General features: G+C 63.2%; 25 protein-coding genes and 1 pseudogene. 11 read left to right on the top strand and 15 right to left on the bottom strand.

The features are described from left to right. Positions 1 to 426: 426 nt before the first annotated feature. From O6X71_RS06965 to O6X71_RS06955, 3 genes are all read right to left on the bottom strand, one after another. Positions 427 to 3306, bottom strand: coding sequence for a TonB-dependent receptor (locus O6X71_RS06965; protein ID WP_353465177.1), 2880 nt, complete (start codon positions 3304 to 3306; stop codon positions 427 to 429). Positions 3307 to 3445: 139 nt separating this feature from the next. Further along, on the bottom strand, positions 3446 to 4204 hold the full coding sequence (locus O6X71_RS06960) for a 3-keto-disaccharide hydrolase (RefSeq protein WP_353465176.1): 759 nt from the start codon (positions 4202 to 4204) through the stop codon (positions 3446 to 3448). A gap of 359 nt (positions 4205 to 4563) precedes the next feature. Next, positions 4564 to 4929 (bottom strand): MerC domain-containing protein, encoded by a 366-nt coding sequence (locus O6X71_RS06955; protein ID WP_353465175.1) that lies wholly within the window; start codon positions 4927 to 4929, stop codon positions 4564 to 4566. Between the two features lie 110 nt (positions 4930 to 5039). On the opposite strand from O6X71_RS06955, the gene O6X71_RS06950 reads away from it, so the two are divergent. The 5 genes from O6X71_RS06950 (at position 5040) to O6X71_RS06930 (ending at position 9715) form a co-directional block, all read left to right on the top strand. Continuing rightward, the gene (locus tag O6X71_RS06950; RefSeq protein WP_353465174.1) at positions 5040 to 6257 is read left to right on the top strand and encodes a GTP-binding protein; all 1218 of its coding nucleotides are present in this window, start codon (positions 5040 to 5042) and stop codon (positions 6255 to 6257) included. Next, entirely contained in the window at positions 6257 to 6898 is a 642-nt protein-coding gene (locus O6X71_RS06945) for a DUF1826 domain-containing protein (RefSeq protein WP_353465172.1), read from the top strand. Before O6X71_RS06950 ends, O6X71_RS06945 begins: the two co-directional genes overlap by 1 nt. A gap of 84 nt (positions 6899 to 6982) precedes the next feature. Continuing rightward, entirely contained in the window at positions 6983 to 7771 is a 789-nt protein-coding gene (locus O6X71_RS06940; RefSeq protein WP_353465170.1) for an acid phosphatase, read from the top strand. Between the two features lie 307 nt (positions 7772 to 8078). Beyond that, on the top strand, positions 8079 to 8684 hold the full coding sequence (locus O6X71_RS06935; RefSeq protein ID WP_353465169.1) for a hypothetical protein: 606 nt from the start codon (positions 8079 to 8081) through the stop codon (positions 8682 to 8684). Beyond that, positions 8681 to 9715, top strand: coding sequence for a hypothetical protein (locus tag O6X71_RS06930; protein WP_353465168.1), 1035 nt, complete (start codon positions 8681 to 8683; stop codon positions 9713 to 9715). Before O6X71_RS06935 ends, O6X71_RS06930 begins: the two co-directional genes overlap by 4 nt. A gap of 239 nt (positions 9716 to 9954) precedes the next feature. On the opposite strand, the gene O6X71_RS06925 is transcribed toward O6X71_RS06930, so the two are convergent. Further along, on the bottom strand, positions 9955 to 10539 hold the full coding sequence (locus O6X71_RS06925) for an FMN-dependent NADH-azoreductase (RefSeq protein ID WP_353465167.1): 585 nt from the start codon (positions 10537 to 10539) through the stop codon (positions 9955 to 9957). An 89-nt stretch (positions 10540 to 10628) separates the two neighbouring features. Here O6X71_RS06925 and O6X71_RS06920 point away from each other — a divergent pair, with 89 nt between their 5' ends. Next, the gene (locus tag O6X71_RS06920) at positions 10629 to 11036 is read left to right on the top strand and encodes a winged helix-turn-helix transcriptional regulator (protein ID WP_353465166.1); all 408 of its coding nucleotides are present in this window, start codon (positions 10629 to 10631) and stop codon (positions 11034 to 11036) included. Positions 11037 to 11140: 104 nt separating this feature from the next. On the opposite strand, the gene O6X71_RS06915 is transcribed toward O6X71_RS06920, so the two are convergent. The 4 genes from O6X71_RS06915 to O6X71_RS06900 form a co-directional block, all read right to left on the bottom strand. Further along, positions 11141 to 11530 (bottom strand): VOC family protein, encoded by a 390-nt coding sequence (locus O6X71_RS06915; protein ID WP_353465861.1) that lies wholly within the window; start codon positions 11528 to 11530, stop codon positions 11141 to 11143. 53 nt (positions 11531 to 11583) lie between these two features. Next, positions 11584 to 12363, bottom strand: coding sequence for a helix-turn-helix transcriptional regulator (locus O6X71_RS06910; protein ID WP_353465164.1), 780 nt, complete (start codon positions 12361 to 12363; stop codon positions 11584 to 11586). Between the two features lie 385 nt (positions 12364 to 12748). Next, positions 12749 to 13909 (bottom strand): MFS transporter, encoded by a 1161-nt coding sequence (locus tag O6X71_RS06905; protein ID WP_353465163.1) that lies wholly within the window; start codon positions 13907 to 13909, stop codon positions 12749 to 12751. Beyond that, positions 13906 to 14244 carry a hypothetical protein gene (locus O6X71_RS06900; protein WP_353465161.1) on the bottom strand — a complete coding sequence of 113 codons (339 nt, stop codon included), beginning with the start codon at positions 14242 to 14244 and terminating at the stop codon, positions 13906 to 13908. Before O6X71_RS06900 ends, O6X71_RS06905 begins: the two co-directional genes overlap by 4 nt. Positions 14245 to 14353: 109 nt before the next feature. On the opposite strand from O6X71_RS06900, the gene O6X71_RS06895 reads away from it, so the two are divergent. Both O6X71_RS06895 and O6X71_RS06890 read left to right on the top strand, forming a co-directional pair. Next, positions 14354 to 14995, top strand: coding sequence for a LysR family transcriptional regulator (locus O6X71_RS06895; RefSeq protein WP_353465160.1), 642 nt, complete (start codon positions 14354 to 14356; stop codon positions 14993 to 14995). Continuing rightward, positions 14992 to 15228: a LysR substrate-binding domain-containing protein gene (locus O6X71_RS06890; RefSeq protein ID WP_353465159.1), complete on the top strand. Its 237-nt coding sequence runs from the start codon at positions 14992 to 14994 to the stop codon at positions 15226 to 15228. Before O6X71_RS06895 ends, O6X71_RS06890 begins: the two co-directional genes overlap by 4 nt. A 38-nt stretch (positions 15229 to 15266) precedes the next feature. On the opposite strand, the gene O6X71_RS06885 is transcribed toward O6X71_RS06890, so the two are convergent. After that, on the bottom strand, positions 15267 to 15953 hold the full coding sequence (locus tag O6X71_RS06885) for a hypothetical protein (RefSeq protein ID WP_353465158.1): 687 nt from the start codon (positions 15951 to 15953) through the stop codon (positions 15267 to 15269). 146 nt (positions 15954 to 16099) lie between these two features. Here O6X71_RS06885 and O6X71_RS06880 point away from each other — a divergent pair, with 146 nt between their 5' ends. Then, positions 16100 to 18268, top strand: a complete 2169-nt coding sequence (locus O6X71_RS06880; RefSeq protein WP_353465157.1) for a TonB-dependent siderophore receptor — start codon at positions 16100 to 16102, stop codon at positions 18266 to 18268. Positions 18269 to 18272: 4 nt separating this feature from the next. Continuing rightward, positions 18273 to 19424 carry a PepSY-associated TM helix domain-containing protein gene (locus O6X71_RS06875; RefSeq protein ID WP_353465156.1) on the top strand — a complete coding sequence of 384 codons (1152 nt, stop codon included), beginning with the start codon at positions 18273 to 18275 and terminating at the stop codon, positions 19422 to 19424. Positions 19425 to 19474: 50 nt separating this feature from the next. Here O6X71_RS06875 and O6X71_RS06870 read toward each other — a convergent pair whose 3' ends face one another. The 5 genes and pseudogenes from O6X71_RS06870 to O6X71_RS06845 all read right to left on the bottom strand — a co-directional run bounded on the left by O6X71_RS06870 (position 19475) and on the right by O6X71_RS06845 (position 24496). Continuing rightward, on the bottom strand, positions 19475 to 19867 hold the full coding sequence (locus tag O6X71_RS06870) for a PhzF family phenazine biosynthesis protein (RefSeq protein ID WP_353465155.1): 393 nt from the start codon (positions 19865 to 19867) through the stop codon (positions 19475 to 19477). Between the two features lie 536 nt (positions 19868 to 20403). Next, positions 20404 to 20808, bottom strand: a pseudogene (locus tag O6X71_RS06860) (hypothetical protein); the annotation flags it as partial. Between the two features lie 163 nt (positions 20809 to 20971). Beyond that, positions 20972 to 21886, bottom strand: a complete 915-nt coding sequence (locus tag O6X71_RS06855) for a proline iminopeptidase-family hydrolase (protein WP_353465153.1) — start codon at positions 21884 to 21886, stop codon at positions 20972 to 20974. Between the two features lie 142 nt (positions 21887 to 22028). Continuing rightward, the gene (locus O6X71_RS06850) at positions 22029 to 22658 is read right to left on the bottom strand and encodes a LysE family translocator (RefSeq protein ID WP_192239391.1); all 630 of its coding nucleotides are present in this window, start codon (positions 22656 to 22658) and stop codon (positions 22029 to 22031) included. 158 nt (positions 22659 to 22816) lie between these two features. Next, entirely contained in the window at positions 22817 to 24496 is a 1680-nt protein-coding gene (locus O6X71_RS06845) for a GMC family oxidoreductase (RefSeq protein ID WP_353465151.1), read from the bottom strand. Positions 24497 to 25270: 774 nt separating this feature from the next. Here O6X71_RS06845 and O6X71_RS06840 point away from each other — a divergent pair. After that, a complete protein-coding gene (locus O6X71_RS06840) occupies positions 25271 to 26122 on the top strand; it encodes a helix-turn-helix domain-containing protein (protein WP_353465149.1) in 852 nt (283 codons plus the stop codon). Between the two features lie 256 nt (positions 26123 to 26378). Here O6X71_RS06840 and O6X71_RS06835 read toward each other — a convergent pair whose 3' ends face one another. After that, entirely contained in the window at positions 26379 to 26915 is a 537-nt protein-coding gene (locus O6X71_RS06835; RefSeq protein ID WP_353465148.1) for a TetR/AcrR family transcriptional regulator, read from the bottom strand. Positions 26916 to 26964: the final 49 nt, after the last annotated feature.

Here is a 26964-nt window from a genome sequence, read left to right as displayed (position 1 = left end):
TGTAGCTCCAGGTCTGGATCTGTCGATGGCTTCTATTCGCTTAACCCAGTCGACGCCCACTATCCGGGCTCCGCGCTCAACAGTAAATCATAGGTTAGCACAGCGGAGACTAGCGTATGTGCCCGCTCTCTCGCGATCGGCGAAACGGGATGCGTTTCGCCTCGTGTTTTGTAAAGGAACGACAACGCGTCCTTGCAGCTATACTGCTCCAGAGCCGAACAGTCCGCGTACCATAGGTCTTCCCACGCGTCGCTCGAAGCGGCGATCGTTGGATACGGATCGGGCCACTCCGCGTCTACCTTACTTGCATCGCCGCCTTGATCGATCAGCGACGTGGCCGGATACCGGGTTGGCTCATGCGAACGGGATAGACATCGCGTCTACCCCGTTCCCGACCCGGCGCCTTTCGCCCCGCCGCCTCGCCGATCAGAACTTCACACGCACACCGAAATTATAGCGTGCACCGGTTTCCTGAAGCGCCAGGAACCGGTCCTCGACCGCCGACCATTCGTTCACCCGCTCGTTGGTGACGTTGACGCCTTGGACGTAGACTTGAAAATTCGAGGTCAGGTCATAACCGACGTTGAAGTCGAGCTGACCATAGGAAGACCGGCTACGCGGGCGTCCCTGGCTCGACCGGCATTGCCGCAGATAATCCGACCGCCAGTTGTACGAGGTACGCGCCGAAATCCCGTATTTCTCGTAGAAGACGCTGCCGTTGGCGGAGTGTGGCGACAGGCCGTTATAGCCGCAGTCGAAGTCGGCGAGAACCTGGTCGCGCTGCACCTTGCTGTCGACATAGGTGTAGTTGCCGGTGACGCCGAAGCCCGAAGCGAAGCCCGGAAGCCAGTCAAAGGCATATTGCGCGCCAACCTCGATGCCACGGATATAGCCGTTCTGCCCGTTGCGGGTGCGGGTGTCTTGGAACACCCGGTTGAACCGGTTCACCGGCAGCGTCTGGAGTTCGAGGAAGTTGCTCAAGTCCTTATAGAAACCGCCGACGCTGACATAGCTGACGGGGGTCATGTACCATTCCACCGACACGTCGTAGTTGGTCGACTTGAACGGCAGCAGGCCCGGATTGCCACCGCTCGACTGCGGTACCGAGATGCGTCCACCGAAGTCATTGTTGACCCCGAGATCGGTGAGCGTCGGGCGCGTGACCGTCTGCGAGAAGGCGGCGCGCGCCAGCAGCTTATCGGTGACGTTGTACCGGATGTTCGCCGACGGCAGCGCGTTGACGTAGCTGTTGCGGACCGACACTGCCGTCGCCGGCCCATAGGTGAACTGCAGGGTATCGTCGCCGGGCGTGTTGGCGATGTTGATGACGGGCGTGTTGAAACCCGACGACACGACATCGGTCTTGATGACGCGGACGCCGACATTCCCCGCCCAGCGCTCGCCACCGAACTGCATGCTGATATAGCCTGCGGTCAGCTTCTCCTGGACGTTGACCGTGCCGCGAAGCTGTTCGCGGACGCCGAACGGTCCACCCGGCAGCGCGAGCACCTGTTGCGCGAATGCCGCCTGTTGCGCGGGTGTGCGACCGTTGGTCGGAATCGACAGGGTGGCGGGGTCGTTCAGATAGGCGAGGAACGCCTTCGGATCGAACTGAAACAGCGAGGGCGGGATATTCTGCCCCCCGCCCAGGAGGTTGCGCCAGTCGTATGCCTCCAGAAGACCGGACGCGATCGGAACCTGATAGCCGCAATAGGTGCAGTTCGAATCGCTGTTGTTGAACTGCCGATTGATCTTGCGTCGCTCGGTATAGGACCCGCCGATCAGCACCGACTTCAGGATCGAGTCCTGCACGTCGTACTTCGTGTCCAGATGGAACTCCGAGCCGCGATCGCGCGACCGATTGGTGTCGATCCCCATGTAATGCAGCCGCATGCGGGCGGGATCGTTGATGATCGCGTTGTCGAACGATACCGTCGGCAGCCCCTGCCCGGGGTTCAGATTGAACTGATAGCTGTACGGCAGCAACGCACCGATCACGAGATACTGGTTCGGCGAGATGCGGTTCGCGCCCGTGACGGACGCGTCCAGCCGCACTTCGACGTCGTCGGCCGGGTTCCACTTGATGTTGCCGCCGAACTGATAGCTTTCCGATTCCCGCTTCGTCAGGTTGTAGACGTGGTCGATCTTCGCGTTGAGGCCGTTGTTGGTCAGCCTGTCGCGATTGTCCGCCAGGAACTGCGGGTTCTGCGCGATGAAGTCGCCGCCGATCATGCCCAGCCCGGTCGCCGTCGCATTGCCGTCGAACGTCGGCGCGAAATACGGCGCGGCCAGGAAGTTATCCATCTTGCGGACCACCCCCGACACGGTGAACTTCGAATAGATGCCGTCGACGGTAATTTCGAGATTGTCGCGGGGCTTGAACTGGACGGCACCGGCCAGATTGATCCGCTCGCGCTCTTCCTGCGAGCGCTGGTAATAGAGGCTCTGGGGAACGTTGACGTTGCCCGTCGTCGGGTATCGCGGGTCGGCGCCGGTGATCAGCGTCGGTGTGCCGCCGATCACCGAGACGATGTCGGGCCGTCCGTTGATCCAGCCATCGATCGCGATGGTGTCTTCCTGGTTCTTGCGCTTGGTGTACGACCCCGACAGCACGACGCCGAAGGTCTTGTCCGGATTGGTCCACGACGCGGTGGCCGACGTGTCCGGCCCCGCCTTGTCTCGCAACGTGTCATAGATCGCGCCCGCCGAGGCGGAAAAATGGAACCCTTCGCGTCCCGACAGCGGGCGCGCGGTGATGATATTGACCGTCGCCCCGATGCCGCCCTCTTGAAGCTCGGGTACGTTCGATTTGAACACATCGGTCCGCTGGATCATGTTCGACGACAGCACGTCGAACGAGAATTCGCGGCCCGGATTGTCGGTCGCCATGATGCGGCCGTTGACCAGTACGGTGTTGAATTCCGGCCCGAGACCGCGAACCGTGATGAACTGACCCTCGCCACCCGACCGATCGATCGCGACACCGGTGATACGCTGGAGTGATTCAGCAATGTTGGAGTCGGGGAATTTGCCGACGTCCTCTGCACTGATGCTGTCGACGATCTGCTGCGCATCGCGCTTCACGCGCGCCGAATTGGCAAGGCTGCTGCGGATGCCGGTGACGACGATCTCGTCGCCGGTCGTGGGAATGTCCTGACCCGGCTCGGCGGCTGTCGGTGGCGGAAGCGCGGTGGCGCCATCCTGCACCGATCCGGGTGGGGGCGCGGTCACATCCTGTGCGGACGCCGGCATGATCATGAACGCGCTGCCGAGCAGCAGACAGATTCGTGCAGAAAACAGGCTCATAGTTCCTCTCCCGGTGACAGGCTCAGTCGAGCCCGTTTTGTTTATAGTCGTCCCGGGTCTTTGATTGCCCGATGATCGACTATCTCAAACACTATGCATTGCGCGGCATCGCTCTACACGACCTGCGCATGAGACTTCGTTACGGTAACTTTCGTATCCAGATGTTGCGGAAACTGATCGGCGCGCTCGGATCGCCGTGATCCTGCAACTTTATCTGCGCAGGGCCGTGCGGCTTGTAGCTCGGTTGGCCGATATACTGGGTCGCACCTTTCAGGATCGCGTGATCCTGCACCACGACATTGTTGAACATGACCGTTGCAGAAGCCGGGCGCGTCACCTTGCCATCTGCACCGAACAACGGAGCCGTCCACAGGATATCGTAGCTTTGCCATTCGCCCGGACGCCGCATTGGATTGGCGAGCGGCGCGATCTGCTTGTAGATGCTGCCGGCCTGCCCGTTGACGTAGGTCCGGTTGCGATAGCTGTCCAAGATCTGCAGTTCGTACCCGTTATCGCCGTCGCCGGTCGAGGCGAGGAATATCCCGCTGTTGCCGCGCGCCTGGCCTTCACCCTTGATGCCGGCGGGGATGCGCCATTCGACGTGGAGTTGATAGCTGCCGAAACGCTCCCGGGTCTGGATGTTGCCAGTGCCCTTCGCGACGGTCAGTACGCCACCCGCAACCGTCCACCGCGCCGCGCCGCCATCCTTCACGGACACCCAGTGCGACAGGTCACGACCGTCGAACAGCACCACCGCATCGGACGGTGGCGGTGTTGACACATACGCGCCGGGCGTCACCACCGGCGGCTCGGGCGCCCACACTTCCGTATCCTCGGGTCGCGGGCCGCCCTGCCCCTGAGCGGCGAGCGCGGCCGCGACGACGATCAGCAATTTCATGCCATTCCCCCTGAAACTTGCATCGATTTAAACTCGCCTGGATCGCGGTTCGCAGACTTGCGCCGGTCGGGCATCGTCTTCGGCTGGTCGCCCCGCGTGCCCCCTGCCCGCAACATGCCGAACGCGGTCGATTGCCTCGAATCGCCGGTCGGGTGCGTGTGGTAGCCGCATCTGCATGTGACCATGCTCGCCTCTCCTTCAGCAGCGTCTTTGCGCCACGTTTGATCATTGCGTATGTCGGTCGATCAGCGATGTAAAGGATTACATTGCTGATCGACCGACGTTCGACGATGCTCGATAAGAGAGAAGCAGGAGGTCGTTCGCGCTTCAGTTCCAGCCACATACCCGCTGCCTTGCCGTCAGTTTCGGGGGCAAGATCTCAGCTGGGGGGAGCATGTGTGGCGTAGCCGAAAATTGGCGATATGCGCGACCGCCACCAGAATCCCGCCCGCCACGGTCACCGCAGTTTCGAGGCCGCCTTCCGGTACTGCGAAGGCACCGAGCGCCATCAGGCTCAGTCCCCCGATACCGAGACCTAATGGCCATAAGGCAGCGTGACGCGCATGCCCGCCGAGCAGCGCGATAACCGCTACCGGTACCGCAAACAGCAGCACCCAGACGTGGAAGCTTTCGGGAATCGCAACGAACGCGGACACCGTGGGTAGCGCGGCCAGAAGCACCGGCAGCACGAGACAATGCACCATGCATACCGCGGATCCTGTCATCGCAGCCCGATCGAGCCAATCCATTCCGCACGTCCGCATATATCTCATCTTGTCATCGCCCGACCTTTCAATGTAATGATACATTGTCTCATACGATGCAAGGTCGGTTCATGATCAAAGCTGCAAGGCCGCTGTTACCGGTAACGGTGCTCTCCGGATTTCTGGGTGCCGGCAAGACGACGCTCCTCAATCACATCCTTGCCAACCGGGAGGGCCGGCGGGTGGCGGTGATCGTCAATGACATGTCCGAGGTGAACATCGATGCGGACCTGGTGCGCAATGGCGACACTGCTCTGTCGCGCGGCGAGGACACGCTGGTCGAGATGACCAACGGCTGCATCTGCTGCACATTGCGCGAGGATCTGCTCGTCGAGGTCCGCGCGCTCGCCGACGCCGGACGGTTCGACTGCCTGGTGATAGAGAGTACCGGCATCTCGGAGCCTTTGCCGGTCGCCGCGACCTTTTCGTTCGAAGACGAGCAGGGCGAAAGCCTGTCGGATGTCGCGCGTCTGGACACGATGGTGACGGTGGTCGACGCCGCCAATCTGCTTCGCGACTATGCGAGCACCGACTTTCTCACCGACCGCGGCGAGGCGCTCGGCCACGACGATCGCCGCAGCCTGGTCGGCTTGCTGGTCGAGCAGATCGAGTTCGCCGACGTCATCGTCATCGCCAAGGCCGATCTGGTAGACGCCGCGCAGTTGGCCACCGTGCGCAAGCTGGTCGCATCGCTCAACACCGATGCCCGCATCGTCGAGGCGCAGCACGGACGCGTGCCGCTTGATACGGTGATCGAGACCGGGCTGTTCGACGATGCGAAGGCGGAACTGCATCCGCTCTGGGCCAAGGAACTATACGGCCATGCCGATCACCGTCCCGAAAGCGAGGAATACGGCGTCGAAAGCTTCGTCTACCGGGCTCGCGCACCGTTCGACCCAGTGAAGTTCCACGCATTTGCGAGAGGCGGCTGGCCGGGCGTGGTTCGGGCGAAGGGGCATTTCTGGCTCGCGACTCGCCCCGACTGGTGCGGCGAACTCGCGCAGGCTGGAGCGCAGTCCGTGACGGAGGCGCTGGGCCGCTGGTGGGCGTGCGTACCGGAAACGAAGCGCCCCGGCGGCGAAGCGTGGGACCGGATGGTGGCGGCGAAATGGTCGCCGATCTGGGGCGACCGACGGCAGGAACTGGTCTTCATCGGCATCGACATGGACGAGGCCGAGATCCGACGGCGCCTCGATGCGTGCCTCGTGCCCGCCGCCGCGTTCACGCCCCGGTTGTGGGAAGATCTGCCCGATCCGTTCCCGATCTGGGGTGTGCGGGAGATGGCCTGATGAACGACACGTCAATGCTCGCCCCGCCCCGCTCGCATGTTCATCGCCTGCGTACCCTCGATGCTCTCGCGGTGATCCTCGACCCCGCGATCAATCTCGTGATCTGGGAGCGGCCGTCCGCGCTGCCGGTTGGTTCGCTGGCCGGCTTCGGCACCATCCAGATGACGACCGCAGTCGATCACGCGCACGGGTCGCTGACCGCTGCGTTCGCGCAGCAGCCTCCGGCTGCCTGGCATGCGGAGATCGCCGCGGACATCACCGCGCTCGCTGCGGCCTTCGCCACGATCATGGACCTGTCGCACGTCGTCATCCGGCTGGAGCGAGTGACCGGCGACGCCTGCAAGCGCTGGCACGTCGACTACGTCTCCATCCGCATGATCTGTACCTATCGCGGATCGGGAACGCAGTGGATCGAACGATCGGTCGAAAGCGCCGATGCACCGGCGGTCGAGACGCCACAATCGCTCGCCCCTGGCGATGTTGGCCTGTTCAAGGGCCGCATCCTCGCCGGCGAACAGGCGATCATCCACCGTTCGCCGCCGATCGCGGGCACCGGCGAGGAGCGGTTGCTACTGGTGCTCGACTGCCCGCCACCGGAAGAAACCGCAGCGTTGTGGGCAAGCGCGATGCAACGTGGCTGACATCGTCGCAGCCCATCATAGTCGTGCGATCGGCCGGCGCCTCCTCATTCTTCCCATGATCCAAACCATCAGGACTCAGACCCCATGACGCGTTTGCCGCTTATCATCGCCGCCATGCTGGCCAGCCTTGGCGCCGTCGCCGGCGCCCAGCAGGCGCTTGGGCCGGCAGGATATCTCAAGCCGGGTGCGTTCGACGTGCTGGCCGTCCTGCCGCCCGCCCCGAAGTCGACCGACCCTCGCGGACTCGCCGACCGCGCGATCTTCAAGGCGACGCGGGCCTTGCAGGGCAGTCCGCGCTGGGCGATGGCGACCAGCGATGTGAAGTCCGCGCCCGCCGACCTGTTCCACGACTTCAGTTGCGCGATGGGGGTCGCGCTGACGCCCGAAAACGCGCCGCGGACCGCCGCGCTGCTTCGGCGCGCGATGTTCGACACGGCACGCCAGACCGGCATCGCCAAGACATTCTACAAGCGCCAGCGCCCCTTCCTGATCGACAAGGGGCCAATCTGCCAGCCCGCGGCCGAGGTTGCGGACAGCTACGATTATCCGTCGGGCCATACGACCGCGGGCTGGACCATGGCGACGTTGCTGGCGCAAATAGCCCCGGATCGTGCGACCGCCCTGCTCGCGCGCGGCCGGGCCTACGGCGAAAGCCGGATCGTGTGCGGCGTCCACAATGCCAGCGCCGTCGACGCGGGACGCCTGTCCGCCTCGTCGACGCTGACCGCGATGCAAAGCGACCCGGCCTTCTCCGCCGATCTCGCCGCGGCCAGACAGGAAATCGCGGCGCTTAGACAGGACGGCGGCACGACGAAGCCGGACGCCGCGATCTGCACGCGTGAAGCGGCACTTGTCGCCCAGCCTCTCTACTGACGAGACAGGCGGTGCTTGGATAGCAACTCCAGCGCCAAGTCGAACGGCGAACTCCAACCCCAGCCCCAGTCCCAGTCCCAGCCGATCTCGCGGCCTTTTGGTCGTTGCGTCTCGGCCGCGCGGCAAATTGCAAACTCGCAGTCTCGTAAGCTATTAAAGGCCGATAATGAGCGTACGGCGTGACATACTCAGCGGCGGCGACCGACACGCTCGGTTCGAAGCGTTGCTAAGCGCCTTGCCCCCTTTCGCGCGGGACGAGGTGCGCCGCCGGGCCGGACGCGGCGTACCGCCCGCTACCGCTACCGAGTTGTTCGAAGCGGTGCGCTCCTGGTTGAACGGAGCCGGCATTGCCGAAGGGCGCGGCGGCTTCCCGGGTGGGCGCGGCAAGCCCGGTTGGACGGACTATGTCGCCGAGCAACGGCGTAGCATTGGCGTCTTGCGCGCGCTGGTGGACGCGTTCGGTGCGCCATCGGACGACATCGTGGACATGCTGCAAAGCTATGAACGATCGTTCCCGCCAGCGGTTCGGCGGATGGGCGACGGGTACGAACCCTGTGTCGATGACGAAGCCGGACGCCTGATCTACTCGATTCCGGTCGACTCCGGCTTTGTCAGCATGATGTTCGAATTCGAGATTGCCGAGCGCGATCTGCAAACACTGCTCACCGATCCGTACCGTCGCGCGATACTGGGCGTCATTGCGCACACGGTGCTGCAACATTCGATGCTGCGCGGTCATGAGGACGTCACGCAACGTGACTTCCGCCAGCTGGTCGACCGGGTGCTGCACGCCTCCCGGGCCGAACTCGCCGAGACCGTTGCCGAGGTTGAACGCGCGCATAACATCAACGTCGCTGCGTTCGTCGGCAAGACGGTACAAGCCTCGGGGCCCACCGGCACGTCTGGGGCGTGAACTGGTTCTCCCGCCTGCGCCGATCCCTTGCCGTCAAGCTGACGGCGGCCGGCAATTCGTCTGGCCCGGCTCCGGTGCCGCTGTACCTCGCCTTCGACGGTACGAACCCGATCCACCAATTGCTCGGCGATACTGGCCTGCCATGGCTGGAGCGCCGCCGTGATCTGGAGGCTAGGATCGGCATTACGGAGGACCCGTTCTACCGCAATCCTGCGCTGTTCTTCGCTGGCGCCGTGCCGCCACCGGGATTCCTTCAGCCGTGGCAGGCCGCGGTGTTCGAACGCTACGCGCCCGACATGCCGGTGGTGCGCTTTACCGGCCTGACGTGGTTCGCCGACGATGCCGCAACGAACATCGAACGCACCGCGGAATTCTTCGCCGCGCGGTTGGGTCCGGCGCCCATCGAGCAGGGGTACGACACGCTGGTTTGCCGGTGGCAGGCGGGTTCGGCCTCGCTTCAGCTGGTGTGTTGGCCCCCGGCCTTGCAGTCCCCGGGCCGCCGCAACGATGCATATGCGCGCGAACCCAGGCTTGTGACTGCCTGTCACGTGACGCTCCTGACCGGCTTCCGGCTGCCCCTGAGTGCAGAAGAAAAAGCCTGGGTTGAAGCCTTTCGTCCGATTGCCGACACGCGATCCGTTTTGGCGCTGACCGCGGAACGGCTGATTGCCTGGGCGCCTAACGATACGGAGGTCGAGTATGCACGCGATCCAGCGGGGTATCTGTCGAACGTGCTCCACAGCGTCGGCTGCCCGCCCGGTTGCGAAGCGCTGATCCTCTGCACCAACCAGCTGTTCGTCCTGCCGGCAAACGACGTGCTCGGCTTTGAGGTCCTGCGGATGCTGCCCGCCAAGGGCGGCGGCGGCTCGACGCTGCTGGTGCGTTGCCGCACCTCCTGCAAGGGCGTGGCGTACAAGACATTGATCGTCGCCCAGCACGGCGATCCCGACGGCATGGTGCCGCTCGGCCGTGAGCTGGCAGACCTGTTCAACAAGCCATGTGAAGTGAGCCGTTACTTCGATGACGCTTGATCGCGTGCCACGACGCTCGACAGGCTCGATCGGAACGGCGCGAGTTGGTCGACTGCTCCGTGCCCTCTCGACCCGAAGCCGAAGCCGACGTTCGTCCACAGTTTTGGTTTTCCGACTGCGGACGCTCCTTCGGCTACCGAACGCCACCAGACATGGATTGCGAGCTCAATATCCAAACTGGCTGAAAATCGACCTCGATCACGGGTAGACGCGCCGGATCGTGAGCGAGGCCGTCCGCGTCAGACGCTCGCAGCGTCCGCGAAGGATGGCGACATCCGGCGGGCTTGTACGAGTGCGCCATCGATCGCCGTACGACGCGCCTCATCCCCACGCCCGAGCCCTTCGGCGACGATGACTTCGACGTCCGCGCCGACGAAACTGAAGATTGAGCGCAGCAGCGTTTCCGCATGCTCGTACGACGCATAGGGCGATCCCTCGCCATAGACGTTGCCACGGGCGAGCGCGACGATCACGCGTTTGCCGACGGCCAGGCCGACCGGACCGTTCTCGCCATAGGTAAAGGTCTTGCCCTTCACGGCGATGCGATCGACCCAGGCTTTCAGCTGGCTCGGAATAGAGAAATTGTAGAATCCCGCACCGATCACCACGATATCGGCGTCGAGGAACTGCTGCACGTCCTCGCCGCTGTCCAGCGCCAGAAAGGCGTCGAGCGTCATATGCGGAATCGGCTCGGCCGTGAGGTCGCGATAGTTAACCTCAAGCATCGGATAGGTTTCTCGGAGACGCTCGACCACGGCCGCCGATATGGCGCGGCTCGCCGACCCCTCACCCATGATGCTGGAATCGAGATGAAGAAGCTTCATTGATTGTCTCCGGTCTAGATTTGTGACCAGGACCAGGTATGTGACCTAAAGCGATGCGCCAAGGACGCATATTTTTAGGACTAGGTCATATGGATATGCCTGCCAAGCCCGGCGTCAGCGCCAACTGCCGCAGAATGAGCAGCGTGCTTTCCCTGGTCGGCGATAAATGGACCGTGATGATCGTCATGGTGCTCGTGGAGCGCCCGCGGCGCTTCAACGACATCAAGCGCACGATCGGCGGGATCTCGCAGCAGATGCTGACCCGGACGCTGAAGGCGCTCGATCGCGACGGCATGGTCAGTCGGACGGTGCATCCCACGGTCCCTCCACAGGTCGAATACGCGCTGACGGAACTCGGTTACTCGCTGTCCGAGCCACTTCGCTCGTTAGGGACCTGGGCTGGAAAACATCTTGAGTTGATCGACGAAAACCGCCTTCGCTATGACACGGCCGGAAATGCCCAGGCCGACGTAACTGCCCGCGGGGCAAGACCATAGATCATCTGCTGACGGCCCGCCACGTTGCCGGAACATTTTTAAGACTACATTCACGCCTTTCACCTTCCCAATTTCTGCCTTGGATTGGCTGGCAACAATAGGTTCTAGTCGGCTCGACCGGTCTTGTTCACGACCTCGATATCGTGACCGTCGGGATCAAGAATCCAGGTCGCGAAATAGTCGGGGAAGTACTGGAGCTGCGGGCCTGGCGCGGTCTTGACGCTCGCACCGGCTGCGACGGCAGCGTCGTGAAATTCACGGACTTTCTTCTGGCTCGCCGCCACCAAGCCGACATGCACGGCATTCGGTTCGGCCTGGCCTTCCTTCAGCCAGAGGAACCACGCCCCGTTGGTCCCGAAACCTTTGAGGTGCGGATGGCCGTCCTGACCAGGGAAATCGGTCACGTCGGTAAGTCCTAGTGGCTTCAGGACGTCCTCGTAGAACGGCACGGAGCGTCCGAAATCGGATACGGTCAGGATCACGTGGTCGATCATATCGGTCACTCCGGAAGGGTTATCGGCTGATTCCGGGTTAGTCGTAGCCCCTGTCAGTTTGTGTCAGGAGTGATGGCGTGGAGCGCGCCCGTGATGAACTGGCGGGTTGCGTCGTCGTAGATCTGGCTTCGCCACCGGCGCAACAGCGCGTTGCGGCGTTCCGGGTAGCGCTGCGGCAACATATCGGCGGTGACGATGCGATCGGTTCGAAACGTACGAAAGGCCTCCCGTGTCTCGCACCATGCGACGATCACGCGCGCCTCCTGCATAAATCCGAGCGCGATCGGCCAGACGATCCGCTCGCTAGGAGTGCCGTTTGCATCGCTATAGGCGATGCTCAACTTCCGCTGCGTATCGATGCTTGAGCGTAGCAGTGCATAATCGACGAGGTCGTCGGGAAATCCCGGACCGACCGGGCCTGGCAAGGACATGGGCTCTCGGAGCGTTTCGTACGCCGCTGGCGACAGCACGGACGCGATCTTGGCCGCCGCGTCGCGTGCCGCCGCCTTCAATATCTCGTCGCCGAACTGATCGACGTATTTGAGGCCGAGCACCACCGCCTCGGTTTCTTGTTTAGTGAGCATAAGCGGCGGGAGAAACATGCCCGACCGCAGGACGTATCCGACGCCAGCTTCCCCATAGATCGGCGCACCTTGCGCAGTGAGCTCGGCAAGGTCTCGATAAATGGTGCGTTCCGATACGCCCATTTCCCGGGAAAGCGCCAAGGCGGTGACAGGCCGCGTCTTACCCCGAAGGATCTGTAACAGTTCGAAAAGTCGCCCCGTTCTCGCCAAAAGCGCAGCCTTATTTATTGCCAGCGAGAATGCCGTCACGCGATTATGACGAATAGCTGCTGCTCGTGACAGAGTACGGCAGGAGCGTCGAGCCGTAGTCTCAGTCGCTTTCGGTTAATATTGAGGCGACCAAAGATGCCGACCTGGATCCGCCGTCACCTGTCGAACACCACCGGTCTCCACTGCTGGAACCGGTGCCAGTGGCTCGCTTCGGTCTTAGGTACCAGCAGGACGTCAACGATGGAGTCATCGGGCTCGGCTCACACCCGGACATTCGCAAGCTGTTTTCTGCTTCTCGACTTTGGCTGTTCATTCACGGGCGAAGCAAAGGTTGATGTTGCGGGAATTTGTTCACCCGACGCAGGCCGGGTTGCCCGAGAAGGATGGTAATCAAAAAAATCGAACTCGGTGGGCATTGCATCGCCTAGATCGTTATGGCCACAACCTTGAGCGACTTTAGCGCGGTTATCCCGGCAACGGCCAGCAGCAGCAGCGCTGCCCATGGCAACGCACCCGCGCCAAACCCGTCGAGCAGATACCCGCCGGCAACCGCACCACCAGCGATCGCCAGGTTCCAGGCGGTGACGATCATGGCCTGCGCGATATCCGCCGACGCGCCCGCTGCATGTGCAGAGGCGGTCTGCAACACGGTCGCCGCGCCACCGAAGCCCAGCCCCCAGGCCACAGCCGCCGCGTAGACGCCGATGGCTCCCACGGGCGCGGCCAGCAGCATCGCGGCGCTGGCGAACAGCGCGATACCGATGCCGGTCAGCAGGCGGAGATGGCGGTCGACCAGCATGCCAGTCAGCACGATGCTCACCAGCCCGGCCACACCAAAGGCGAGCAATACGCGGTCGATCTGCGCAGGCATGCTGGCGCGTGCCAGCAGTGGTGCGATGTATGTGTAGAGAATGTTGTGCGCGAGGACGAAGGCAAGCGTCAGGAGCAACACCGGACGCACGCTGGGTAGCACGAAGACGCGCCCCAGCGAGGGCCGGTCCACCGCGTCCTCGCCCGGAAAATCCGGCAGTCGCAGCGTCATCCAGCATGCCAGCATTACGGCAATCGCGCTCAGCAGCACGAACGCCGTCCGCCACCCCGCCAGATTGCCGAGCATCGTTCCGGCGGGGATTCCGATGCACAATGCCAACGGCGTGCCGGCCATTGCCACCGCCATGGCGCGTCCGGCCATGCGATCGGGCGCCATGCGGAGGGCATACCCAGCCAGCAACGCCCACAGCAAACCCGCCGACACCCCGCCGACGAAGCGTGCGATGAGCGACACGACGAAGCTGTCCGTCATCGCCGTCAGCAGGTTGGCGACGGCGAACCCGGCTATCGCACCGATCAGCAGCGGGCGTCGCCGCCACTGTCGGGTCGCGGCCGTCAGCGGTATCGCGGCGAGCAGCGACCCTAGCGCAAAAACACTGACCCACTGTCCGGCGAGTGCCTCGCTCACGCCGAAGCTGCGTCCGATCTGCGGCAGCAGGCCGGCAGGAAGCGCCTCCGTCAGGATGGTGACGAACCCCGCCGCGGCCAAGGCAAGCAGCCCTGACAGCGGCAGTCGATCGGATGCGGGTGTCATACAGCGACCGGCGGCAGCACGAGGTCGCCAACGGTGTAGGTGTGAAATTCACTGCTCGATGCGGCGTTCAGCTGCTCGAACTTCTCGACGAAGACGGGGTCCGAGAAAAACAGCTCGACATTGCCGGAGTCGGAAATCGCCTCGACGTTCACGACGGTCAGGCCATCGGTGCTCTTGGAAAGGCTGCTCCAGAGAAATCCCGGCTTCCGCTCGGCGACATAGTGCACGACGTCTTGGATGATACGAAACGCCTCGTCCTGTTTGCCGGCATGGGCGTGGATGACATTGACGACGAACGTCGTCGGCAAGGGTGAGGGTGTAAACGTGGCGGCCATGTCGCGCTCCCGATCGTGTCTGGAGAACCGGAGTTAGGCCTGTCTGCGACGGCGAAAAACAGTCCGCTGTTCCAGTGACTGCGGAACATCGTTCCGGTATATCAGCTCGATGGATCAGTTCGCCGCGCTTACCGTATTCGCCCAGGCCGCTGAGACCGGCAGCTTCGTAGCCGCTGGCCGCCAATTGGGACTGACCGCATCTGCCGTCGGCAAGGCGGTCGTGCGGCTGGAGGAGCAATTGCAAACGCGCCTGTTCCACCGGAATACCCGCAAGATGGCGCTGACCGAGGAGGGGCGCATGTTCCTCGAGCGATGCCGCCGCATCCTGGCCGAGATGGAAGCGGCACGCGCAGAATTGGGCCAGACTCATCCTACACCGCGGGGCAGGCTCCGCGTCAGCCTGCCGCTGGTTGCGATGTTCCTTGCGCCGGTATTGGCCGACTTCATGGCCGCATATCCCGAGGTACAGCTCGACCTGGACTTCAGCGACCGGCTGGTCGACGTGGTCGATGAAGGCTTCGACGCCGTAGTGCGGACGGGACACCCCACCGACAGCCGGCTGATGAGCCGCACCGCCGGGCGCTTCCGGCTGCTCCTCGCGGCAGCCCCCAGCTATCTCGCCGAGCATGGCAGCCCGGCGTCACCGCAGGATCTGGCAACCCACCGCTGTCTGCGACAACGCTCACCCAGTACGGGCAAGCTGCGCCCTTGGCCCCTCGCGGGGGTGCGTCGGTCGTGCCGGAAACGATGAGCGCCAACGTCGTCGATCCGCTGATTCACCTGGCGATCGCTGGACACGGCATCGCCTGCCTGCCGCCGTTCTCGATACGGCAGGAAATCCTCGACGGTCGCCTCCTGTCGTTGCTCGAACAGCATGTCCACGAGTTCGATCAGTTCAGCATATTATGGCCAGCCAGTCGCCAGGTGACGGCGCGGTTGCGGGCGTTCATCGACTTCATGACCTCCCGCCTGACACCGGAGTAACCGTCGGATCGATGCATGTGATGCACGTTCGTCGTCGTCTATGGGGCCGTGGCGAAATCGCGCCTGACCGCGTCGAGCGAGATCGGCGAGGCCGGCAACACGAAGCGCGACGCCGGTATGCGCGCGTGGTCGATCGTGTCGAGTGTCATCCCGAGGAAGACGAGCGGCGCGCCCTTGTCCAGCATACCCTCCATGAAGGCCCACGGGCTTTCGGCGCCGAAAATGCCGTGCATTGTCCCGATCGACGCGGCGAACTGCCTGTGCATCACCGCGGCCAGCGGCGCGAGGGTCGGATCGTCGCTGACGACCAGATAGGGCTCGTCCTCCGCCCCGCTTTTGCCGTCAAGGATCAGGCCATAGGCTAGACCCTTGCGCCCCCGGATGCTGACCGGGCCGCGTGCGACGAGACGGATATCCATCTCGCTCTTGTGCGGTGACGGTCGCACATTGGGCTTCACCTGTTCGATCATCGCGGTGGCGATGTCCTCCTGCCGCATGACCGTCGGCCCGGCAGCATTGGTCTCTACGAGATAGTCTCGCCCCGCCTTCGTCAGGAAATAATGGGAAGCATCGCCGATCGTCACCCGGTAATCGCCCTCCGTGGCGATCTCGATCGTCATCATTCTGTTGTCGTCGGAACCGACATAATGCGCCGTCATGTCGGCAAAGGCGGGACCAGCCCATGCCGCCGAAATGACGGCCAGAAACGCAAACCCGAGCTTCATATCTCGTCCGTTGGTAAAAGGGGGACCGGGCGAACTCCGTAGCACAGGCCGGACCTCTACGCTGGTCACCGTTACTTATCCGAAACAATATATGCAACTCATTCGCATTAGCTTAATTGCCGCCCCATCAAAAGGGGTACGCAAGCATGAGGCTTCACAGGACGCGCCGGTTTTCGCGCAACGCCGCATTGGGGGGACTGACGCTTGCGATACTGGTGCCACTTCCAGCCCTGGCGCAGGCGATCGAGCAGGCCAATGTTCCGACGGGCGACACCACCGGCGCCGAGATCATCGTCCAGGCCAGCCGGTCCGCGGACGGGTATCGGCCGACGGATTCCTACGTAGCATCCGGCGTTGCAGCCAATGTCCTGAACACACCCCGCTCGATCAGCATGGCCAGCCAGCAGGTCTTGCAGGACCGCGGCGTCGTCAATCTCGAACAGGCGATCAAGACGTTGCCGGGCGTGAGCCAGGATAACAGCTTCGGGGGCACGCAAGACAGCTTCAACATCCGCGGCTTCCGCGTCTATTCGTCGGTTGCCTCGACCAACCCGGGCATCCTGATCGACGGCGTGCGCGGAGCGATGGCGCGTGGCTTCCAGGCGAACACCGACCGGGTCGAACTACTCTCCGGCCCCTCAGCGATGCTCTATGGCCGCACCGAGCCCGGCGGCGTCATCAACATCGTCCGCAAGCAGCCGCTCTATACCGCGTATCGGGCGTTCGAGGGTAACATCGGCAGCTACGGCCAATACCGTGCGGTCGGCGATCTGTCTGGCCCGATCGGCCAGCTTGCCGGGGGCGAAACCGCCTACCGTCTTGTGGTCGCCGGCGAGAAGCAGGACTATTGGCGCAATGTCGGCCACGACATGCGTAACCTGCTGATCGCGCCGTCGCTGGGCTGGCGCGACGACAAGGTGCAGCTGGTGCTCGCCTACGAGTATAACGACAGCACCGCGCCGATGGATCGCGGCACGATCCTGCAGAACGGCAAGCCCGTCGCGGTCCCGGCAAAGCGCAGCTTTTCGGAGGATTTCTCGCGCTATCACAGCGTTAGCCATTTCGTCCGCGGCAATCTCGATTACGCGGCGACCGACTGGCTCACGCTGCGGACCCGCGCGGCGTACATGAACTATCTGACGTCCGACGTGCAGGTGAATGCGTCGCGGCTGAACGCGCAGGGCGACCTGACGCGGTTCGTGCTCGCCAATCGTCATGGCCGCCAAGAGAACACCTATCTCCAGGAGACCGGCGTCGCGACGTTCGCCACCGGCCAGCTCAAGCATGAACTGCTGTTCGGCGCGGACTATCGCTACCAGAACCGGCGGCAGGCGGGGCAGGACATGTCCGACATCCGCGGCGGCTTCAACATCTACAATCCCGTCTACGGCCAGCTTTCCGAGAGCGATGCCGTCGCGCAACCGAGCGACGGCCCGTTCTTCATCAACCGCAGTCGCGAATGGGGCGTCTTCGCGCAGGACAGCGTCACGCTCGGCCGACTGACCGCGGCGGCCGGACTGCGCTGGTCGCACATCATGCAGTTCGGCGCGGCGCAGGGCGAGGTCAGCGACGATTCCAGCAAGGGCGTGTTCCTGCCGAGCGCGTCGCTGCTCTACCGGCTCACCGATCGCGTCAGCGTCTATGGCAGCTACAGCACATCCTATCATCCGAACGCATCGGTGCCCGCCGCCGGACCGGTCCCCGCCTCGGGACCGTTCGCACCCGAAAAGGGCGAAGGCTGGGAAGCCGGCGCAAAGGCCGAGTTCTTCGGCGGCAAGCTGCTGACGACCGCCGCTTTGTTCCGGATCGACAAGACCAACGTGCTGACCACGTCCGACGACGTTACCTCGACCGTGGGCAGCGTGCGCGCACAGGGCGGCGAGCTGACGGTCTCGGGTCAGGTAACGCCGGCGTTCAACCTCATCGCCAGCTATACTTATCTCGATGCCAAGGTACGCGACGATCCGACGCTCGGCGGCAACCGCTTCGTCAACGTCCCCACCAACAAGGGATCGATCTTCGGCACGTACGAGATCAGGTCGGGCGCGCTCAAGGGACTGGCGGCAGGCTCGGGCGTCACCGCCTCCAGCCGCATCGCCGTCGATACCGCCAACGCCGCATTCCTCCCCGGCTACGCGACGGTCGACGCAGTGCTGCGCTACCGGGCGCGGCTGGCCAACGGGATGATCTACCGTATCCAGCTGAACGCCCGCAACCTGCTGGATAAAAACTACTATCCCTATGCGAACGGCGTCTACCGGATCGGCGTCGGCGAGCCGCGGACGGTGATGCTCACCGGCAAGATCGAGTTTTAACCGCGTGGCGGGTCCGGCGCGAGGCCGTCTGATATGGCTCAAGATCCACAAATGGATCGGCCTGAGCTTCGGATTTCTGTTCGTGTTCGAAGCCGTGACCGGGTGCATCCTGGTGTTCCAGCACGAGATTTCGGACGCGTTCGACGCGCCCTACGCAGCGGTCGGGGCACCAGTCGGCGTGGGGGTCGATCGCGCGGTCGCCCTGGCCCGCGCGGCCAATGGCGGCGGCGATCTGGCGCTGGTCGGACTGCCCGCGTCAAATGCCGATCATGCCTACCGCGTCCTGATCGCCGGCCAGGACCACGCCACCCGCGAACTCTTCGTCCACCCGAGTTCGGGCAGCGTCGATCGCGACCATCAGCGCCCGGTCGGGGCGGTGCTCAAGTTCATCTGGACGCTGCACAAGCGGCTCGCCGTCCCGCTGGTCGGGGATCTGCTGATCGCGGTCAGCGGGCTCGTCCTCGTGCTCTCGACCGTTTCCGGGCTGGTGCTGTGGTGGCCGAAGCCCGGCAAATGGCGCAAGGCGCTTGCGATCAAGAAGAACGCAACGCTGCCGCGGCTGACCTTCGACCTGCACCGTGTGCTGGGGGCCATGCTGGCCGTGATGTGCCTGCTTTGGGGAATCTCGGGGACGTACATGATCCGTCCGTCGTGGATCGTCGGCCTGCTCCCGAGCGATATGCGCCCGCGCAACGAACAGACGCTGCGCACCGCGCTGCCGGCGAAAGCCGAGCCGATCATTACGCACGAGCGGCTAAGTCCAACCGACATAGCGCGTCTCGCAAGCCAGGTGCCCGGCACCACGGGGACCTATCTGTTTCCCCCGGAAGACCCAGCTGCCTGCGCGTGGCAGGTTCGCCTTAGCCGGCCCGACGACCGCATCCGCTACGTCGGCTCCGCAACGGTGACCGTCAACGCCTGCACCGGGACGATCACCGGGATCAACGACGAACGCGGCGACGTCTCCAGCCGCATCTTCTACTGGCTGCGTCCGCTGCACTCGGGCGAAGCGTTCGGGATCGCCGGCAAAATCGTCGTCCTCATCCTCGGCTTGGCATTCCTCGCGATCGGTATCGCCGGCCTCTATCTGTGGTGGATACGGCGCGGCGCGCGGAAGTTAAGCGCCAGATCCCGGTCGCGCCCCCGCCGGCTTTGATCGGCGGGAGCACGGTCGTGATTGCCGACGGGGTCGTTCCCGCTGGAATTTCAGCCTCGACACTGTCCGTCGAACAGCGTGATCGTCCGCCCTGCTACCCATACCTGCGCCCGTTGGTCCTGCGAGACGTCGATCCGTCCGTCGCGGCCGATGCACGAACCCTGCGCGGCGACGTAGCGGTCGGTCGCCCGGCCGCTGGCGAACAGCCATTGGCCGATCGAGGCGTTGAGGCTGCCGCAGACCGGGTCCTCGATCAGCGCGCCGTGCGCGTCGCTGAAGACCGCACGGATCTCGAATGCGGCGTCGCTGCCGGCCGGGTGCGGACCGACGATGCCGATATCGATGCGGCGGGAGTGATGCCGCGCATGATCGACCGCGAGCACCTCGGCGGCGGAGGCACGCATCACCGCGATCCAGCCTGGACCGTTGTCGACCCACTCCACTGTGCGTCGACGATCGCAACGCGGTCGATCCGCAGCAGTTTGGCCACGTCCGCGATTTCCGCCTCGGTCGGCGTTCCGCTGCGGATCAGCGGCGGCGCGGCGAATGCGAGCCGATCGCCGTCACGTTTGACCTCGATCAGCGGACTGTCGTCAATGTTATTAACGAATACCCGAACCTTCAGCGCGACAATGCCAGCTCGCTTCGTGTTCCTCGTGATCCACGAGTGGACAGCCAGTCCCGCTTATCGAGAGGCAAATGGCGATAGCTCACCTCGCAGCCCGCTATAACCCTTTCCGGAAAGCATCGAGCTTTGTGCCATTAAGCCGGTACAATCTCTTTTCTCGCGTTTGCCCAGGATAGCAATGCCACCAGCACCGGTTCGAGCGCTCGCCCTAGGTCGGTCAGCGTATATTCGACCTTGGGTGGAACCACAGGATAGACGGTTCGCAATATTATCTGTTCGTCCTCGAGCGATCGCAATTGCTGGATCAGCATCTTTTGCGAAACACCTGCAATTTCGCGCTTGAGTTCCGATGCGCAACCAGTTCTCCGCGTGCGCGAGAAGGGCGACGAATATGTTTTCGCGTTCGGCATCCATCAGCCCCCATTGACCGACACCCGGCCCGAAGCCGCGCCCGGCGGGCATCGTCAGCGCCAGCATATCGATGTGCGCCGAGATCCGCCCGACGACGCGATCGTCCTCATAGGCCAGGAACAGCTGCGCTTCGGCATGGCTGAACCATCCGTTCTTGGCCGGCGTGATGAGGCCGAGCGCTTCGCTCTTGAGCGGAGGCACCCAGAACGGATCGTCGCGGTAGAGGCGAAACGGCAGATCGACGAAGAGCTTTCGATCGTTCTTCGACGTCACGGGCGCGATTTTCAACGTGGGCAAGAAAAGTTCCGATATGTCAGGGCGATGGAGCGGCAAGCGAGACGGCATCCGGCCGTCTCATGCGGCTTTCGGCTTTCGTGCGTCACTGCGGGCGGCCAGCGCCGAACGCTGCAAGCGAGTGAGTGCGTGAGGGGGCCGAACGTAAAAGGGGGCGGGGCTAAGGAGGGGCGGCGGGTTGTCGGCCATGCACGGGCCACCACGACGCAGGGCATCATCGTGCAGCCTGCGCCGACGCACGGTCCGAGGAGCGCAGAAACCGGGAGGTCGTGGCCATTACGAGTACGGGTTGCTCGATATGCACCATGTGAGACGCGCGGGGAAATACGGCGAGCGTGGCGTTGGCGATCAGGCGCACGATCTTCGTAGCCACCCATGGGGGCGCTTCGTCGAACTCCCCGCAGGTAACCAACGTCGGGACCGCGATACGTTTGAGGTCGCTGCTGATATCCAGCGTCGCGAGTTTGCCGGTCAGCTGAAACTCGGATGGCCCGTTGAGATAGGCGTAGACCGGATTGATCGCGAGCGCCGCGCCAACCTCCATGAAGAACGCCGGCCACGGATCCAGGCGCAGCAAATGACGCCGATAATATGCTTCGGTCAGTTCCTCGTACGCGGCCTCATAGGCGGGATTGGGCTCAGCGGGGGGCAGTTCCTGCCGCGCTATCGTCGTCCGTGCCGACGGTCCGAACGCGTTCAGCCAGCGGGCTGCCGCCTGCGAAAAGTCGTTCATCGATGTGGCCGTTCCTGCCAGCACGAGTGAGGCGAGACGGTCCGGGTACGCCGTAGCGTACAGAGCACCAAGAAAGCCGCCCCAACTATGGCCGAGGAGGGAAACCTGCTCGAACCCCAGATGATCGCGCAATGCTTCGAGTTCGGAAACATAGGCGTCCGGGGTATAGCCCGCGAGATTGCCAGGTTTCGCCGAACGCCCACAACCGGTCTGATCGTAGAGGACGACCTGCCGGTCGACCGCCAGACCCGCATAGGGTCTCATATAGATTTCGCCGGCTGCCGGGCCGCCGTGCAAGACAATCAGCGGCGTGCCACCCGCCTTGCCATAGACCCGGTAATAGACGGGGCCATTGGGTCCAGGCGCCATGCCTTCCCGCTCCGGTCTGGTTTCCATGTGCCAAGATTTGGCGTCCGGATATGATAAGGTCGTAGCGCGCGCCGATGCTGGAATGGCAGCAGTGGCCAGAAACCCCGCGACGAATGTTCGGCGGTCAGTATCGTGCATATCGCGTCTCTATTGTTGTTTGAGCCGAGGATCAGGCATTCGCTATCTGGGTGAGCTTGAACCCGAGGATCAGAAAGACACCTCCGGTCATGCGATCGAGCGCCTTCGCTACCCGTGCGCTTTTGAGCCAAGGTCTGATGGCGGCGGTGATAGTTGCCAGAAGCGTGAACCAGACAAGAGCGATGCCAGCGGCACTGCATGCAAGCCAGAAGGCATAGTTGCTGCCGATTTCCGTCCGAGGAACGAATTGCGGGAGGAAGGATACGTAGAACAAACCGACTTTGGGGTTCAGGATGTTCGTGCCGAATCCCCGCATGATGGATGCTCCGTATCTTGGCGAAGGAGACGTCGCGACATGGCCGGGGACGATCGCCTCGCGCGGATGGAGCAGGAGTTGCGCGCCGAGCCACGCCAGATACGCGGCACCGCCCCATTTCAGCGCCAGGAATGCCAGAGGCCAGGCCTGCAACAATGCCGACAAACCCAGCACCGCCGCGCTACCCCAGCACAGGCAGCCTGCCGCGACGCCGACGGCCGTCAAGGCCCCATGCCGACCGCCGTTAGCGAGCGCAGATCGAAGGACCATCGCGGTGTCGAGGCCCGGCGCCATGGTCAGCGCCGTCGCTGTGACGACGAACGCAATGATGTTTTCGGCGAACATTGAACGTCTCGTTTCCAGTAGAGTTTTTTGCGTCGGCACATCGGGCACGCAGAATTGCCCAGGGACGGCGGCGCCGGCCTCGATCGCAGCGATTTGAGCCGATCTGTTGCGTAAGGGCGGGGCACCAGATCCTGCCGATCGGTGCCCCTGCCTGCCGATCAGCGAGTGACTTCGAGTGACTCGTCGCTTTCCCGACGCATTGCCCGTGAAGCAGCAGCAGAGCGCCGTCCCTCTGTCAGCAAGCTGGCGAGCCGTTCACCGATCACGACGCAGGGTGCCATGGTGTTGCCGGTCGTCACCCGTGGCATGATCGAGGCGTCGGCGATCCGGAGGTTCTCGACGCCGTAGACGCGGAGTTCGGAGTCCACGACGGACATGCCATCCGTCCCCATTTTGGCGGTTCCGGATTGGTGCCACACGCTCGACGCCGTGTTGCGGACGAACGCGCGCAACGCCTCGCCGGTGAGATTGCCCGGCATGATCTCGCGCTTTGCGAAAGCGCTGAGAGCCGCCCCGTTGCCGATCTCGCGACATAGCTCGACGCTGCGGATGAGTGCCGTCAGATCGTCGGGGTGCGAGAGCACATTGGCATCGATCGCCACGGGATCGCTTGGGTCGGGACCGGTCAGCCGGACGCTGCCCCTGCTTTTCGGGCGAACCAGACCGGGGAGCAGCGCCCATGCAGCAGCAGGCGGCGTTCCGTATTGCTCGAGCGCATCGGGCGCCACGATCGGAACCTCGATCAGGAACGCCTGGATATCCGGCGTGTCGAGCCGATCATCGCTTTTCCAGAAGAACGTCGCCTCACCCAGATTATTGCGCGGCACGATCGGAACGGGACTTTCCCAGACGCAGCCCGCCACCATCACATGGTCCTGGAAGTTGCTGCCGACGCCGGGAAGATGTTCGACGACCGCGATCCCGTGCTGCCGCAACATGGCGGCATCGCCGATGCCGGACTGCATGAGGACCTTGGGCGTGTGGATCGCTCCAAGCGAAAGGATCGTCTCGCGCCGTGCACGCAGCCGCAGATGCTCATTCCCGAGCGTGACCTCGACGCCCGTAGCCTTGCCCCGCTCGACGATGACGCGGGTGACGGTCGCATGCGTCAGCACCGTGAGATTGGCCTGCGCCATGACCGGCGCGACGTAGCGCTGAAACACCGAGGATCGGCGACCGTCGCGAACCGCGAGGTTGCTGAGCGCAGCGCCACCCGCGTCTTCCATCATGGCGCCGTTATGATCGTCGAACGTCGGGATTCCGGCCGCAGCCGCACCCTTGAGCATGGCACTCGCAATCGGATGCGCGTTCTGAGCGGGTTCGACCGGGAACAGCCCGCCTCGGCCGCGTCGCTGCCGGTCGGGATTGCCACTCCAGTCCTCGATGCGGCGATAGATGTCGAGGACGGCCGGATAGTTCCACGCCGGATCGTTCGCTTCGTCCGCGAAATAGTCCCAGTCGTTCGCGTGCCCCCGCGCCCAGATCATGGCGTTGACCGACGACCCGCCACCCAGGCCCTTGCCCATCGACAGCGGCATCGACCGTCCGGCCAGATGGGAACTCGGCTCCGCGACGAAGCCCCAATCGCGTTCGCTGCCGAGATTGGTCGGCCAGAGCGATGGATCGGATACACTCGCTGCGTTATCGTCTCCGCCAGCCTCGATCAGCAGGACGGACATATCGAGGTCTTCCGCCAGACGGCGTGCGACGACCGATCCCGAGGATCCTGCGCCGCAGACGATGAAGTCGTATTCGCCGAGCAGGTTCGCGCGACGTTCGGCCTGGTTGGCGCTCGCCCGCATTGCAAACGCTGCGGTGCTCTCGTTTTTATCCTTCATGGTGTGAGCCAGAAGCAGGTGAAGGGGAAGAGGTCAGCGGTTCGTCCGCCACCGGTACCGCAGTAAAGGTTGGTCGCTCCGCACAATTGTGGACGCGAGCAGCCGAGCGAGCAGCGACCAAGGCTTGCCACTGTGGTAGCAGGCCAAAGCCGGCGAGGCTGTAATTATCCAAGACGCTTACTCGACCCAGCTACTGACCGCGCAGGGGCGATAAGCAGACGTACTCCTGTTACATACTGCAATATTTTAGATGATATGATGCCTATTCGTGAATACCGAAGTCTCTTTTTTACCGCGCTCATCGAAGTATCTTTCTAAGATCCAAAATGTCTGCATACGGATAATCCGTGGAACGCTTCGCAGACCGCTCACGATCTTCTGGCGTAATCCTCGTTCCGGATGCACCGACATTTGATTATGTTTGGCGTTGCGACGCAATTTATGCACAGGCCATCAAGCGAAAACTTGAAGGTCAAAATTATAGTCCTCTGGGAACTAGGTCAGTCCTGCCCGCTATGTCACGGCGTCGATGTCAGCTTTAAAGCAGGATGCGCGCGCTGCGGCTTTCAGCTGCGGGGCGAGCTGTCACGAAAATGCTATTCGTTACGTCTGCCGAATATTGGTTTTGGCGCTCGCCAACCTCATCGGTATCACTATTCGTGCCCGCATGGCGGCGATGCGTAGTATAAGAGGCTTTGCGTCAAGCCGGCAGGTAACGCTCACGCAAGGAACTGTGTCCTGACGGAGTCGATCGCCAAAACCCCGGTAGATACGATGCTAACCGCCGCGACATTTGGCGGACAAGAAACCTTGTCGATCACGCGCGCAGGTGTGCTGGTCGAGCGGCGTCACGTTCCGGCGCTCGAACGTGGTAGCGCGGTACTTAACTTTCACCACATTCTGTCGTGGGAGAATGTGCCGGTCGTCACCGAGCAATCGTATAACGGGCGCCAAGCCGCGCGGACGGTCAAGGCTCCGGGCACGGTATCGCTTGGCCTTGCGGGTGATCTTGCGCCGGTCCGTTTCCATTCGCCGTTCCAGGTTGTCGCGTGCCTGATTGACCCAGCACAGGTCGCCACAGTGATGGCAGAACAAGACCGCCCGAGCCGAGAGCCCTTGCACCCGCACCTGCTCAGCGAGGACGCCGCATTGGTGACTTTGGTCAGGATGCTGATGGCGGAAGCAGACATCGACGGTGGTTCCGGACGACTATATGGCGAGTCACTGGCACTCGCCATCACAAGCCGGTTCGTGACGAATGCCCAGATGCGGCCGCTCGGCCCGGCGGAGGGCGCCGCGCATGCCCTGTCCACGGTACGGCTACGGCGGGTCGTTGATCTGATGACGTCGGACCTGTCGGACGACCTTTCGCTCGAGGTGCTGGCCCAGGAAAGCGGCTATAGCCGCGCGCATTTCCTGCGAATGTTCCGCGCCGCGACCGGTAGCACTCCGCATCGCTACCTGAGGGAGAGGCGCCTCGAACATGCCCGCGACCAACTGGTGTCTAGTCGCAGTTCGATCACGGAGATCGCTCATGCCTCCGGCTTCTCCAGTCACTCGCACCTGACCAAATTATTTCACGAGCGGTTTGGCGCCACGCCCAGCGAGTTCCGACGTGGTAACTAGCTTTAGTGGATTGCGATGTACTGCCCCGGGCCGCGCGACGTCGAGCTTGGCGTCTTTTTCCGCGGCCCGTGCTTTCAACGACACGAACTCTGGCCGCCTAACCTCATCTGGTACGCTCCATGAGCGGACGCTCGCGGCCTACTTCCTGCATCCCGACTTCGGCCGCTCGTTCATCTCGGTAAGAACGCGCTGTGGGATATAACGGCCTTGCCCACCGACGGCCGCCGTCTCGATAAGAGAATATCGGATGCTCTTGTCATCCTTGGACAAGCGTATCGATAAGGTGGTCTTCGGCGGGTAGTTGCCCATCGAGCATCAGCATGGCGAGACCATGAACGAGCGACCAGGATCGGAGCGCGCCGGTCTCCACTTGATCCGAACCGACGCCAGTCGGCGACGCTGCCGCGGCATTGGCACGCAACATCCGCAATGCCTCTATTTCTCCTGTCGCCTGCAACTGCGCTGACGACGTGAATATCAATCGGAAGATTGCCGGGTTGGCGAGCGCGAACCGCACATACGCCCGGCCGGTTGCCGCAAACGCAGCAGCGCCGTCCTTGCCGCTCGCCGCATCTCGCTGGGCGATGGCGAGCCGATCCAACCCCTCCAGGGCAAGCGCACGCATCAGCGCCGCCTTGTCGGGAAAATGCCGGTAGACCGAGGTCGCGCTGACCCCGACCTCGCGTGCCATCTCGCGCAGCGACACGCCTTCCACGTCACGTTCCGCCAGCAACCGCAGCCCGACCTCGATCAGCGCCGCGCGCAGATCGCCATGATGATATCGTTTTTCCATGTTGACACTGTTACCTCGTCGCCTATGATCACGGTGTAAACATTGGAGG

The organism is Sphingomonas faeni (assembly GCF_040407505.1).
Classification (GTDB): domain Bacteria; phylum Pseudomonadota; class Alphaproteobacteria; order Sphingomonadales; family Sphingomonadaceae; genus Sphingomonas; species Sphingomonas faeni_E.
The sequence above is the reverse complement of the archived record's forward strand: the minus strand, read 5'-3'. Positions and strand labels throughout refer to the sequence as shown.